Raw genomic sequence first — 13,671 nt, 5'->3', positions numbered from 1 at the left:
TCTCCTCACATAATTGTATATTTTCTATTCAAGTAACCTTTTAATTTTTTCTTCACTTATTTCATCTATTGCTATAACATTTAGTTCCACTGCTTCTGCCTCTCTTACAGCTTGTGATTGTTTTTTTAATTCATCATTTAGGCTTTCTTTATTTTGAATCTCACATCTATAGAGTGGTGATAATAATATTGGCATTCCAAATACACCAGCTAATCTATAAGTTGTATACTTGTTACTTTTGGCATTATCACCCTTCATTCCGCCCGATTTGCACTCAAAGTTTACAACCTTACCAGTATCCGTTAAAAGCACGACATCTAATTCATCTATGATATTACCATTTTTAGTTTTATCATCATCATTATCATATTTCTCAAAATAGGTTTTCAGGCTTGTCTTCATCTCTATTACTTTAGAATTATTTTTTACAATATCATATATTCTGTGAGCCGTTAATTTTTCAAATATATATCCTGCTGGATATGAACCGTAAATTTCATGAGATTCCAATATATCATATTTATTTCCTTGTATATCCTTATACTTTTCTTTAACTTTCTTAAATAATTCTTTTACATACTTAATTCTTTCTCTTGTATTATCTTTAGTATCTTTAGTATTTTTAATTGCATTTGAACCTAACAATAAATTTCTAAATGAGCCTTCATAGTCCTCGTTATCATATTTAAATTTTATTATTTCACATTTCTTATCTATAGTTCTGTTTGCATCTAATTCAATAATCTTATATAACTTTTGATAAAATTCATGTTCTTCAATGAATTTTTCATTAGTATCAAGACACAATTTACCTTTTTGTTTAAATTTAACTGTACTCTTCTCAAGATCTTTTGTTTTAAAACCAGTTAAATTTAATGTCGTTTCAAAAGTAATATCTTGTTTTCCATAATTAGAGCCAGTCTCGGATAATAATTTACCATCACAATCATTAACAATTAATTCTTCAGTATTTCCTTCAATGTATATCAACCTATCTTCTTCACGTTTTAAGCTTTTATCTTTAATTAACTCACTTATTGCTAAGGCTATTGTCCTTTGACCTCCTGTAACATGCCAATATATCTCTCCTTGAGACTTTTTTATTATCTGTGCATTTAATTTTTCCTTTAGTTTTTTTAAATTTTGTATATCTTCAATAGAAAGATTTATATCTTTCCATGAAGCTTTAACCTTAAATTCCTTGCATTCCTTCTTTAAATAGTCATCCCACTTATTTGATTTTATATTAATATTAAATTTTTTTATAGTATCATCGTTAAACGTTATATTAAATATTTTTTTAGGTTTACATGTTCTTATAATAAGAAAATTAGTTATTTGATTTAATGTTGAACATACAACCAAATTTTCAACTTCGTGTTCCATTTAGATACCTTCTTTCACTACTATATGTTCATTGAATCCTTTTGAATTTTTAGACTTTATTCTTAATTGTGAATTTTCATTTATAACTTCTATTAAAACAACTGTTCCTGCAGCATAACCTTTATACATTTTTCTTATTCCTGATTCCATATCAAATCCACCAATATAAATTGGTTTATCACTTGCTATTCCTAAAATTTTGATATCTTGTCCAAATGCTTTTTTAATATCTTCTTTAAAAAACGTATCACTTGTAAATATTACTTTATAAATACCTTGATTTAACTTTGTTACTTTTTTTTCAGTAAAATTTTTTATAAAATCATTTTCCATTTTTTCAAATCTACAAACTTTATTTTCTCCACCAAGTTTTAAATATCCCTTGTCCAGTTCTTGTATTTCTATTCTATTATAATTATCATTTAAATAGTTATAATAAATCTCATATTCAACCAAATATGACCAATTGTTATTTTCTTTAATATCATCTAAAAATTCTGTTTGTTCAATTTTGTAAAGCATACCTTCTTCTACAGATTTTGTTGCCTTGTCGATTTTAATTCCAACCTTATTATTTTTTATAAACACATCATTTTCATTTATTAATTCAATTTGTTGACTTATCTTATTTGAATACAAATCATTAATATCTTCTATATTTATATATTTATTACTTACCCTTTTATAATCACTATCTTCAGGTGATTGTAAAATTCTTTCATAAGATATAGAAGCTAATAATGCATTATCTACTTTCTTAAATTCACCAAAAACTTTTTTACCTTGCGAATTTATAAATAAATCCTTTGGTGCTGAGATGTATGCCATTTCAGTTGTATTGTTGTACAAATATACTTGATGTAACTCTAATAGCTCTTCATGATCATATTTTCCTTTCTTAAAAAACTCACTTCTAAATTCATCATTCTGACTTAAAATTGATGTAAATATAGCTCCAAAAAATACAGATGGGTAAGGAGTATTCTTACTTCTTATAAAATTATTCATTCCAAATTTAAATTGATTTCCATCTCCAAAAAAAGTATTATCACACGGTTTTATATTTAAAAGCTTCATTGTATCACTACCTTTAATTTCTTATTCAAATTTAATTGAAGATAATTTTTCATTTATTTTAAGTACATTCATTATATTTTTGAAATCAACATATTCTTCATTAGATTTCATTTCTATACAATTTTCACTAATAACATTCTCTAAAAAATTAATTATTTCATCTATATATTTATTAATTTTTTCTTTTATATCTTTACTTTTATCTTCAATCATTTTACTTCTTAAAATCAATCGTTTAAATTCACAACTTACTATAGCACGAAAATCCCGTATTTCTTCAAAAGTAATATTATTAAAATTAAATTTTGACATTTCATTTTCAAAATTATTTATATATGAAAATGAAATATGCTTCTTTACAGAATCAAAATTTTTCAACAATTCAAATAACATTCTTAATTTATTTTTCTTTAAATAACACGTTATTTCTTTTCCGTTATTTATTATATAATTTATGGAAACACCATTTTTACAAATATTATCTTCTTCATATCTTTTTTTAACATTCTCAAGTTCAATTCTAGTTTTACTTAAAGCATAACTCATAGGATCTTTACATTGTGCAATTGTAATGCTCATTGAATACGTCATTTCTTGATTAATTTCCTTATATTCTTCTTTAATTTTGCTTTGAACTTCTTTTTTAAATAAATCATCTATTATTTCTGCAACATTTATAATATCTTCATTAGGCAAAATGCCTAAAAAATCATCCCCACCAGAATATATAACATCACAACATGTGTCTCTTAATGCTTCTCTTAAACTTTTACCAAATATAATTAACTTTTTAGATATATTTTGCTGATAATCTTTTAACTGAGATCTGTCCTCTAAGTATTTTCCGCTTATCCATTTTCCCAAATTATCAATATCAAATTGGATAAAACAATACTCGTAACTTGGACATTTTATCTTTTCGCTTACTTCCTTGCCATCATAATAGAGCTTATTCATTTTTTCTTTGATACTTTTAAATATTCTGACACTTTTTATTAAATCTAATTCATCATTTTTCAAATCATCTTTAACTTGTATAAACTTCTTTGATTTCTTATTAACATTATCTAAACTTAACATTTTAATAATACTTTCTATTGTAACCTTGCTATAATATTTATCTTGCTGCTCTTTTTTAAATACTTCTCCTAAACTTTTAGTTATATTTTCTAATTCTTTTCTATTTTCTTCTTTCCACTTTTTTATAGCTAGTGAATAAATAGAAGATATACCTTCCCCGCTATATTTCCTCTTAAATAAACATAATGGACATAGTTCTTCATCTACGCTTAATCTATATTTCTGCCTTTCCTTATAATTAAAGTTTTGAGTGCAAATATTATGTTTTCCACATATCAAACATTTTTCACCACTATCTTGCTGATTCTGTTCAAATTCATATGTATTTTTTAAGCTTCTAATTAATCTTGTCAACTTTTCATAAGCCTCAACATATTTGCCTTCCTCTATTTTCTCTATTCCCCAAAACAAATAAAAATTTTCTTTAATATTGATCTTATATTCTACTTTTTCATTAGTAATAGGTATATTAAAGCAATTATATATTTTATTTTCTATGCTCTTCATATCAATCATTTTTTCTATATCTTTTATTTCGATAACCATATAATTTGAATAATCAACGCCACTTATATCTTTATGATTTGGATATATAAATTCACTTTTTGCATTTTCTTTAATGAGTTTAAATATTTTTTCCATAATATCAGATATAATTTTGCTGCTGTTTCGTAAATCTAAAAGTTTTCTTGATTCCTCTATATAAGTTTGTACAGGTCCTATTGTTATACCTAATAAATAATTCATCATTTTTTTCCTTTCCCTATTTTTATTAATTCTTCAACATATTTATTCACATAATCCTTATTAGCCTGTTGCTCATTTTCTCCTCTTATATTCAATTTGTTATATATATAATTATAATTTAATTCCTTTATAATCATGTATTTATTATCATCATTTTCCCAAAATGACACACATATTGGCGATGCAAATCTTTTTAATTGTTTATTACAATTTCCTAATACATTTTTATTAATCTTTTCTTTATTATCTATTTTTTCAGTAAAATCATTATACTCATGTACTCTATCATGTGTTAACTGGGATATATTGCTTATTAATTGCAAATAATCTCTATCATTTTTAATATTAATTAATATTAATTTTTTTATATACGGATAATTTAATTCATTGTTGACTTCTTGAAATTTCACCTCTAGCTCTGATATTTCAATTTTTCTCATTGAATATTCTCCATTTTTATATGTATCTTTTAATATATCTATCGGGTTTTTCTTTAACGTATCTTGATATTCATTCTTTCCATCTATCTTTATTTCATTAATTTTAAAAGAGCCAAAACCTTTTCTTGAGCGTCTTCCTATAGCCCCCATTATAGATACTTGCAATAGCAATTTTATATATATCTCTACATCGATATTTTTTTTACAAATCATATTTAACCAAACTTTAGTTGAACCCTTAATACACTTGATTGGATTAATTTTATCTTTCTTATGTGGCAAAATACATTCTTCATATATATTTTCACGTTTAATATTATCTTTAATCACAAATGATACAGGTGATTTTATAGAACTTTCTTTTTTAAAACTTTTATCTATATTAGATGTTGTACCAAATAAATATCCTTCTTTATTTCTCATATCATCTAAATTTTCAAAATAATATATTTCCCTAAATATACTTCTCATAAGTGATTTTAATTCTGTTATTCTAAATTCAACTACTTTTCTATCCCCATAACTAAACATTGGAGTTAAAACCTCTAATTCGATCTCTACTCTTTTCAATTACTTGATCCCACCTTTTTATTTGTCTGGCGTTGAAAAATCCATCTTCCACAATTAAACTTTTCTCACCGTTCCAACTTCTTGCACATTCATATCAACATTACTTATATTTTTCTACACTTTCCTAAATATTCCTCCAATTTAATTCAAATTATTGAAAATTATTTATATTACTACCAAAATTTTTAAAACTAAGATAATTTATAACATACAAATTCGACATAATACTTAATCATGTTATATTATTTCACACAAAAAACAAACTCCACTAATCTAAAATAATATTTTCATATTACTAAAGATTAGCAGAGTTTTTTATCCACTTACGGTGAATAAAAAATTTAACGACTAATTCATTTTTATTCTCATCTATTCAATTTTTCTCATATAATCCAGATGCTTCAGACATACAGTCAGTATCCATTCCCATTAATAATAATTTTTTTACAATTAAAATTTCTTTTTGCTGCTCTCCTTCTTTTATTCCTTCTATTCTTCCATTTCTTTCTGCTGCTTTTATGTCTAGAACTGTCATCTTACCTCTTCTATAATCCGCTATGTTGTATGAATTCTTCAATTTTATATCCTTTATTTGCTCATTTTTGTCTACTATTGAATTTATAAATGCTATTAATATGTCTTTATTTTCTTCACTTCCAAAAAGCTTTTTAAATGCAAAGTCAACCTTCGGGTTTAGCCTGCACATACTCTTCACTCTCCAACCTTTTTTTATTTTTATATTATATTAACACAAATTTATGGATTTTGTATATTGAATGTTTTAAAAGATGTGAATTTTAATATTGACGATGATTTTATTCCTTATAGGTGTTCTAAAAACAATACTACTCGGGGTTTGGGTCTCTGACCCATTATCCTTCTTAACCCTATTGTCATCTCTTTTTTCATTCAAAGTCTGTTTCAATTCCTTATAGGTACTCTAAAAACTTAAATCTTGACACTTTCCTATAATCCTTGTAAACTGGTTTCAATTCCTCATAGGTACTCTAAAAACAATTTCCATCTACTAATGAAGCAAAAGATGCTTATAAGTTTCAATTCCTCATAGGTACTCTAAAAACGTAAGTGCTGTAAAAAGTGCATTAGAAGGATATACATGTTTCAATTCCTCATAGGTACTCTAAAAACGTGGGCCACATAAAAACAAACGAACAAATTCAAAGTAGTTTCAATTCCTCATAGGTACTCTAAAAACTTGACGCTGTAGGTTCAGCAGAAGATGATTTCTTAGGAGTTTCAATTCCTCATAGGTACTCTAAAAACAAAAATATCAAGAACAAGCTTGGGAAATTATAGAAGTGTTTCAATTCCTCATAGGTACTCTAAAAACAATTATTAAATTTCTTTCCCCTTTCCACGAAACAAACGTTTCAATTCCTCATAGGTACTCTAAAAACAAAATTAAAAGCAGACCTAAAAACTTATAGATACACTTAGTTTCAATTCCTCATAGGTACTCTAAAAACATAGTTTTGAATTGTACTTTATTCCTTCACAATCAAGTTTCAATTCCTCATAGGTACTCTAAAAACGCCATAGTTTGTTGTCCAGCACTTGCCTTATCAAAGTTTCAATTCCTCATAGGTACTCTAAAAACCCATCAAGTACAGCATACATCAGCTTTCTTGAAAAATCAATGTTTAAGAAAATTTATAAAAAAATATAAAAAATCAATCTCACCCCGCTATTTTCTTATAAACTTAAAAATCGTCGACCCATCAGGTTTTTTACACTATTGGAGGTCGACGATAAATTTAACAAGCTTAATGGAGTTTTATATTTCTTAATATATATTACGTTCAAAGCATTTTTCTACACAACCAAAGCCTTGAGAGTTTTTAGATCCAAAGCCAGAATTATAACCTATATTTATAAGTTCTTCTGAACCAGTTAAAATAAATTCACCATTCCAGCCCTTTATAACTGTACTTTTATAAACAATTATTTTTTCCTTTAGTTTAGAGTTTTTTAATGCCTTTATTTCAAAACTATCATCTACTGGCATTTTACCAAAAGCAGCTTCATACTTCTTTATCAGATTTTTTCTTACAAGCTCCGTAAATTCATTCTCAAATGGACTGTAATAATAAGTTTTCTTTTTATCCTCATTTTCAAAGGTACTATATATTACAATAGGTGATTTTGTATAAACTTTAACACCAGGCTCAAGAACATTTTTTTCACATTTTATATCCTTTATGTGAACAATATTATTTCCAAGCCTTACTTCATCACTCATAATAATTCCATTAGCCAAATATGAAAGAAATTTATCATCCTGAGCTGCAACTTCAAGTTTTACTTTATCTTCATATGTTATTGTCTTTTCATTTCTATCTATAGAAAATTTACCTTGAAGCCTTGAAAAAGTGTAAAGTTTATAGGTTCGGTTTCCTGCTTTATAGCCAAAATCGTGTATAAATTTCTGATAATTTTCATCACTTAGCCAATTTAGAATAACTGCTTGAACAATATGATTGTACTGCTGCGGTAATCTTAAAGGATTGTTAAATTCAAAGTTTATTGTTAGTCTCATTTTACGCCAACTTTCTAAATAATATAAAAATATTAATTTTAGGCTTGTACTAATATTTTACTCATAAATCTATTGCTATTTATAATTCTTTCTATACCTAAAACTAATTTTTAATTTTTTATCATTAAAATCTTCTCTAATAACCCCTGCGTTTTTATACGAGTTTGAAATCTCGATTGCTTCCTTTAAATTTCTTATATGTACTCTAAAAACTTAATTAAGATTTGTGATACCATAGTTCAAGAATCATGTTTCAATTCCTTATAGGTACTCTAAAAACTACCTTTTAATACAAATTTAAATAGTGCGGCTAAGGTGTTTCAATTCCTTATAGGTACTCTAAAAACAATTAATTACATTTTATAAAAAGGAACTAGAAAAAGAGTTTCAATTCCTTATAGGTACTCTAAAAACGCTTATAGTTCAGGAAGCAGAAGAACTTTTTTCTAAGTTTCAATTCCTTATAGGTACTCTAAAAACTTTTTTAGCAACAAACATAATACATTCCACATTAGAGTTTCAATTCCTTATAGGTACTCTAAAAACGTATCAGGGTTAACTTTTACTCCGTCAATTATTATAGGTTTCAATTCCTTATAGGTACTCTAAAAACCATATCTGGAACTATGGCAAACAGGGGAGCAGTAACAAGTTTCAATTCCTTATAGGTACTCTAAAAACGCAAGAAGATGGGCATATTAGCGATTGGCATATGCTTCGTTTCAATTCCTTATAGGTACTCTAAAAACAGTCTATTGGACAGGTTGCTGATACTACATCAAATTGGTTTCAATTCCTTATAGGTACTCTAAAAACTATCAGAACCAAAAGTATTAAACCAAGAAAGCTGAGTTTCAATTCCTTATAGGTACTCTAAAAACAAGATGAAGCCAAGTTATTTATATCAGATTTGAATGTGTTTCAATTCCTTATAGGTACTCTAAAAACGTTTACGGAAGATGAATGCTATCCATCAAATTCAATGTTTCAATTCCTTATAGGTACTCTAAAAACTGTTTTCATCTTGCAAGTTTAAGTTGTTGCTGTTACAGTTTCAATTCCTTATAGGTACTCTAAAAACCTTTACGCTCTTCATTTGTTGCATATTTTCCAGTTATGTTTCAATTCCTTATAGGTACTCTAAAAACCCACCGAATATAGGATACATCAGCTTTCTCAAAAAAGCAACTTTTAATGAAACTTTCGTAAAAATACTAAAAACCAATCTCGGCCTGCTATTTTCCTATAAACTTAAAAATCGTCGACCCCCTAGGTTTTTTACTCCATTAGGGGTCGACGACAATTTTTAGTTAACTTTCATATAGTATAGTTCTGTTAAAGTTTTTTATTAATGTTCTTACTCATTTTATCAATCTAACTACATTTTTTACTTATTTCTTAATCCCTTTATTTCATCAATAGAAAGTCCTACCTTTATTGCTATAGTTTCATCATCTAATACATCTAAAAAATTTCTTGCTATACTTATTCTCGCTTGCAAATCCCCTTCTTTTATTCCTTCTATTCTTCCACTTCTTTCTGCTGCTTTTATTTGTGCTCTATAATCCATGAGCGCCTTTAAATCATTCTCATATATTTCTCTTTCTTCTTTGCTCAAGTACATTATATCAAGCTTTTCTATAGCTTTTTTTACATCTTTATCCTCTGCCAGCTCTTCTGGAATATTGTCTTTATCAAGTTCATATGCTCTGCTTAAAAATGCTATCCACCTATCTAAACCTGTTTTTAATTCTTTATAATCCTTATTAAATTTATTTAATTCTATAAAATGCATTTCAAACATATTTGAAAATTCTTTCATAGTTTTTGTGTTATATATTTTAAATTCACTGTGAAAATCTTCTTCCTTTAAATAATTAAAATCCAATATATTTATGGATATAGTTTTCCTTAGTTTCTCATAATCTTCTCCACTTTCTATTTGGCTTGAATATACCTTTGACCAATAATAAAGTGCTCTCTTATCAAAGAAATCCTGCTGTGATATCTGCATTTCTATGTCATACCATACATCTTTATCATCCACTGCTTTTATATCAAGTATTGTCATTTTGCCTTTTCTATAGTCTGCTATATTGTATGGATTTTTTAGTTCTATATCTTTAATTTGCTCATTTTCATCTATTATTGAATTTATAAATGCTATTAATATGTCTTTATTTTCCTCGCTGCCAAAAAGCTTTTTAAATGCAAAGTCAACCTTTGGGTTTAGCCTGCACATACTCTTCACTCTCCAACCTTTTTTATTTTTATATCATATTAACACAGATCAATGGATTTTGTATATTAAATTTATTTTAAAGATATAAATTTTCACATATATAATGCCTTAATCCTCATAGCTTCTCTAAAAAACTTATGTGAGGAGAAGAAGGCTAAAAAGTATTTTGGTTTTAATCACTTATAGGTACTCTAAAGACAAAGAATAATAAGCCTTACATATGACATTCTTATTGTTTAAAACTTCAATAAAAACCATGAATACTGACATTAACATAGAATAAAACAAGAAATCTTACACAAAATAACATTGGAGGTGTAATACTATGGAAATAACATTATCACAAAAAGAAAGAATGTTACTAGAAGATCAAAAAAAGCATGAACAAATTTGCATAGAAAAATATACTAATTATGCAAATCAAACAAAAGACAATAACTTGAAACAAATATTTAATGCGAATGGACAACAGGAAAAAACCCATCTTGATAGCATCAATCAATTATTAAGTGGTAAGATTCCTCAAATCAATCAGCAGCAGCAAAATCAAAGTTCAGGTCAAAATGCAAGCACTCAAAACCCAAATATAAGTATGAGCAATACACAAAACCGTAATTCTAGCAAGGCTGATACCGACATGTGTACAGATTTATTAATGACAGAAAAATATGTTTCAGGTGCTTACGATACCAGCATTTTTGAATTTAGAGACACTAACGCTCGTGATGTACTAAATCATATACAAAAAGAAGAACAAAAACACGGAGAAGCCATATTTAAATATATGGAAAATAACGGGATGTACAATATTCAATAATTTTATTATTATACTACTATCAATTATAAACCATAAAAAAATCACCATATACTATCAGTATGGTGATTTCTTATCCAATCATCATTTTTTTATTTGAAATGAATAATAAGCTTTCCATCCTTATAGCTCGCACTTGCAATTTCTTTTGAATGAAGTTTTTGAGGAAGTACAAAGTTCCTCTTTTCATTTTTTATGGATACACTAAGTTCATCGCCGCGCTGGTATAAATCCAGGTCTTTTTTGTCAATAAAGGGTATGCTTATGGAAAAATCATAACCATCATCACATTTTTCTATTTCAAATATTTTTCCTTCAAATAATATATCACTGGGATTCGAGTCATTATAAATACGACTTCCAAGGTAAAGAAGTTTCTCATATTCTCTTACCTCACTATTCATAAGCTCCACTTTAAAAACAGGAATTGGACTAAAGCTTTCACATATGTCGGCTATACTTTCATTTTGGATATTAAGCCACTTTTCGAAATATCCACTGGCACCCTCCTTCGAAAACACTTTATTTATTATAACGGCATCAACATTAAAATCAAATAAGTGAAGGTAAGAAAAGCTTTTTTTAGCTTCCTTTATAACTATTTTTTCTGGAGTGGTTACTATCCTTATGCTAACCTTAGTTTTATCTAACATAAGCTTATGGAGATCATCAATTTTAAAATAAAGGTGGTCAAGCTCATCGAAAGTTTTGTCATCTGGCATTGGAATTTTCACAGTTTTCTCCACTACTGGCTTTGTTACCTTTGCCATCCTTCTCTTTATTGGAAATATCTTTTCCATCCACCATTTAAAAAGTTCTGGGAATTTTAAAAGGGACATTGTCTCACCAGTTGGCGCACAATCTACGATTAAAACATCGTATTTTCCTTCATCACTTATTTCCTTTATTTTAAGTAAGGCAAGAAGTTCATCAAAGCCTGGAAATACAAGAAGTTCCTCATTTTCTATGCTTTTAGCAGCTTTTGTAAATATAAGCTTTTGCATATACTCTTTTATATTTCCCCATTGAGCCTCATTTTCTAAAACCGTATCTATTTCCATAGCAAATAAATTTTCTTCTATTTCAAGAGGGGTATTTGAAAGTTTCTCATTAAAGGAATCCCCAAGACTGTGGGCCTGATCTGTACTCATTATAAGAACTTTCTTTCCTTCCTTTGCGATTTTCGAAGCTGTAGCAGCAGATATACTTGTCTTCCCAACGCCGCCCTTACCCGTATACAATATAATTCTCATCTTAATTTCTTCCTTTCTAATTTATGTGAACTTTCTTACATTCCTTAGGCTCTGATCTTTTATCCAATGACTCAAAAGCAATGTCCTTTAAGACATTTAAGGCATCCTTTTCGAAATCATCAATTTTCTTTTTTAATCCATCTGGCAATATTTCCTTAATTGCACTATACCTTAAAGCTTCAGCTTTTATGATCTTTTTTATAAATTCCTTATTCACTTACTTCACTCTCCTCATTAAAGTATATGGTTAAAATTCCATTATCGAATTTTGCTTTACTTACAGAATATCTTCTCATAACATCTGGCATTAGAATATTTCTCTTAAAGTTTCCTATTTTGATTATTAGCTCGTTATCCCCCTCATGAAGGTTTAGTTGCTGCTTTTCTGTAAATGGAACCTTTATAGTTAGTCCATAACCATCATCTAGTTTTTCAAAAACTTCACTTTGAGTTGTTTTTAAAACCTTAAATATATTTTTGTCCTTAAGTGAATCTTCCACTATTTTGTATAGACACTCAACTCCATTTATATCAACTGGATACCATCTTATTTTGTAGATTGGCATATTTGAAAAGGTATCTTCCAAGGTTTGCACATACTCTTTTTGTATTTCCTTCCACTTGTCAAAGAAGTTATTATCGATATCTTGTGGCAAAATTCTATTTATATAAAGCCCATCCACATTAAAATTGTAGAGATTTAAATACATATAATTTCTTTTTGTCTCATCTACAACCATTTTTTCAGGTATAGTTACGAGCCTAAGGCTGCATACTTCTCTGTCCTTAAGGAGTTTTTCAAGCTCGCCCAATTTCACGTATAACTTTTCTATCTCATTTAATGCAGTAGTATTTGGAAGTTCAAGCTTAAATGCGGCCTTTGAGATAGGTCTTAAAACCTTCACAGCAACCCTGCCTATTGGAAACAGCTTTTCCATGTACCAAGATAAAATTTCTGGAAGTCTCAAAAGCGAAAGTGTTTCTCCTGTTGGAGCGCAATCTACTATAATAAGATCATAGATATTTTCATCATATATTTCCTTGATTTTTAAAAGAGAAAATAGTTCCTCCATTCCTGGGAATACTACTATATCATCGAAAGCCTCCTCATCCTTGCTGTTTTTAAAACTCATCATTTTCTTAACAGCTTCTGAAATAGAACCATAATATCTTTGCAATTCATAATTTGGATCTATTTCAAGTGCCCAAAGATTTTTCTCTACCTCTTTAGGTTCTTTTTCTAATTCCTTCATAAATATATCACTTAAGTTGTGAGCCATATCTGTGCTTACTATTAAAGTTTTCATGCCTTCCTTTGCTGCTTTAACTGCATGTGCTGCTGCTGTACTTGTCTTGCCAACTCCACCTTTGCCTGTAAAAATTATAATCCTAGACATATTATCCCTCCATTCATTCCTTTTAAGAATTGTTCTTGTATCGAAGTATTATTTTTAAAAACAACTCAGTTTCCTGAGCTATTCGATAGTGAAAACATTGTGAAACTT

Annotated in this window: 10 protein-coding genes, 1 pseudogene and 2 CRISPR repeat arrays; of the genes and pseudogenes, 1 reads left to right on the top strand and 10 read right to left on the bottom strand. The window is 27.8% G+C overall.

Annotated features, from left to right (window positions below):
- Positions 1 to 24: 24 nt before the first annotated feature.
- The 7 genes and pseudogenes from LQK79_RS15455 to LQK79_RS15425 all read right to left on the bottom strand — a co-directional run bounded on the left by LQK79_RS15455 (position 25) and on the right by LQK79_RS15425 (position 10,099).
- Positions 25 to 1,386: a hypothetical protein gene (locus LQK79_RS15455; RefSeq protein WP_231017132.1), complete on the bottom strand. Its 1,362-nt coding sequence runs from the start codon at positions 1,384 to 1,386 to the stop codon at positions 25 to 27.
- The gene (locus LQK79_RS15450) at positions 1,387 to 2,463 is read right to left on the bottom strand and encodes a type III-B CRISPR module-associated Cmr3 family protein (protein ID WP_231017131.1); all 1,077 of its coding nucleotides are present in this window, start codon (positions 2,461 to 2,463) and stop codon (positions 1,387 to 1,389) included.
- Between the two features lie 21 nt (positions 2,464 to 2,484).
- Positions 2,485 to 4,290, bottom strand: a complete 1,806-nt coding sequence (locus LQK79_RS15445; RefSeq protein WP_231017130.1) for a Cas10/Cmr2 second palm domain-containing protein — start codon at positions 4,288 to 4,290, stop codon at positions 2,485 to 2,487.
- On the bottom strand, positions 4,290 to 5,300 hold the full coding sequence (gene cmr1, locus LQK79_RS15440) for a type III-B CRISPR module RAMP protein Cmr1 (protein ID WP_231017129.1): 1,011 nt from the start codon (positions 5,298 to 5,300) through the stop codon (positions 4,290 to 4,292). The genes LQK79_RS15445 and cmr1 overlap by 1 nt, the downstream gene beginning before the upstream one ends.
- Before the next feature lie 496 nt (positions 5,301 to 5,796).
- Positions 5,797 to 6,006: pseudogene (locus LQK79_RS21250) on the bottom strand (PD-(D/E)XK nuclease family transposase); the annotation flags it as partial.
- A gap of 212 nt (positions 6,007 to 6,218) precedes the next feature.
- Positions 6,219 to 6,918: direct repeats of the CRISPR family, unit length 30 nt; unit sequence GTTTCAATTCCTTATAGGTACTCTAAAAAC.
- Between the two features lie 186 nt (positions 6,919 to 7,104).
- Positions 7,105 to 7,857, bottom strand: coding sequence for a CRISPR-associated endoribonuclease Cas6 (gene cas6, locus LQK79_RS15430; RefSeq protein ID WP_231017128.1), 753 nt, complete (start codon positions 7,855 to 7,857; stop codon positions 7,105 to 7,107).
- A 182-nt stretch (positions 7,858 to 8,039) separates the two neighbouring features.
- Positions 8,040 to 9,005: direct repeats of the CRISPR family, unit length 30 nt; unit sequence GTTTCAATTCCTTATAGGTACTCTAAAAAC.
- A gap of 239 nt (positions 9,006 to 9,244) precedes the next feature.
- Complete coding sequence (locus tag LQK79_RS15425) at positions 9,245 to 10,099, bottom strand: Rpn family recombination-promoting nuclease/putative transposase (RefSeq protein ID WP_231017127.1); 855 nt, start codon at positions 10,097 to 10,099, stop codon at positions 9,245 to 9,247.
- A 325-nt stretch (positions 10,100 to 10,424) separates the two neighbouring features.
- Between LQK79_RS15425 and LQK79_RS15420 the strand changes: the two genes are divergently transcribed.
- The gene (locus LQK79_RS15420; protein ID WP_231017126.1) at positions 10,425 to 10,916 is read left to right on the top strand and encodes a spore coat protein; all 492 of its coding nucleotides are present in this window, start codon (positions 10,425 to 10,427) and stop codon (positions 10,914 to 10,916) included.
- Between the two features lie 89 nt (positions 10,917 to 11,005).
- Here LQK79_RS15420 and LQK79_RS15415 read toward each other — a convergent pair whose 3' ends face one another.
- Genes LQK79_RS15415 through LQK79_RS15405 form a run of 3 tightly spaced genes read right to left on the bottom strand, consistent with a single transcriptional unit; the run spans position 11,006 to position 13,563 of the window.
- Positions 11,006 to 12,166 carry an ArsA family ATPase gene (locus LQK79_RS15415; protein WP_231017125.1) on the bottom strand — a complete coding sequence of 387 codons (1,161 nt, stop codon included), beginning with the start codon at positions 12,164 to 12,166 and terminating at the stop codon, positions 11,006 to 11,008.
- Between the two features lie 16 nt (positions 12,167 to 12,182).
- Positions 12,183 to 12,383 (bottom strand): hypothetical protein, encoded by a 201-nt coding sequence (locus tag LQK79_RS15410; RefSeq protein WP_231017124.1) that lies wholly within the window; start codon positions 12,381 to 12,383, stop codon positions 12,183 to 12,185.
- Positions 12,376 to 13,563 carry an ArsA family ATPase gene (locus LQK79_RS15405; RefSeq protein WP_231017123.1) on the bottom strand — a complete coding sequence of 396 codons (1,188 nt, stop codon included), beginning with the start codon at positions 13,561 to 13,563 and terminating at the stop codon, positions 12,376 to 12,378. The genes LQK79_RS15410 and LQK79_RS15405 overlap by 8 nt, the downstream gene beginning before the upstream one ends.
- Positions 13,564 to 13,671: the final 108 nt, after the last annotated feature.

Origin of the sequence: Clostridium guangxiense (genome assembly GCF_021043395.1) — a bacterium.
Classification (GTDB): Bacteria; Bacillota; Clostridia; order Clostridiales; family Clostridiaceae; genus Clostridium_S; species Clostridium_S guangxiense.
The sequence above is the reverse complement of the archived record's forward strand: the minus strand, read 5'-3'. Positions and strand labels throughout refer to the sequence as shown.

Excerpts from the sequence above, each read along its gene's own strand:
- LQK79_RS15455 (WP_231017132.1), bottom strand. The coding sequence starts at position 1,386 with ATGGAACACGAAGTTGAAAATTTGGTTGTATGTTCAACATTAAATCAA.
- LQK79_RS15450 (WP_231017131.1), bottom strand. The coding sequence starts at position 2,463 with ATGAAGCTTTTAAATATAAAACCGTGTGATAATACTTTTTTTGGAGAT.
- LQK79_RS15445 (WP_231017130.1), bottom strand. The coding sequence starts at position 4,290 with ATGAATTATTTATTAGGTATAACAATAGGACCTGTACAAACTTATATA.
- cas6 (WP_231017128.1), bottom strand. The coding sequence starts at position 7,857 with ATGAGACTAACAATAAACTTTGAATTTAACAATCCTTTAAGATTACCG.
- LQK79_RS15425 (WP_231017127.1), bottom strand. The coding sequence starts at position 10,099 with ATGTGCAGGCTAAACCCAAAGGTTGACTTTGCATTTAAAAAGCTTTTT.
- LQK79_RS15420 (WP_231017126.1), top strand. The coding sequence starts at position 10,425 with ATGGAAATAACATTATCACAAAAAGAAAGAATGTTACTAGAAGATCAA.
- LQK79_RS15415 (WP_231017125.1), bottom strand. The coding sequence starts at position 12,166 with ATGAGAATTATATTGTATACGGGTAAGGGCGGCGTTGGGAAGACAAGT.
- LQK79_RS15405 (WP_231017123.1), bottom strand. The coding sequence starts at position 13,563 with ATGTCTAGGATTATAATTTTTACAGGCAAAGGTGGAGTTGGCAAGACA.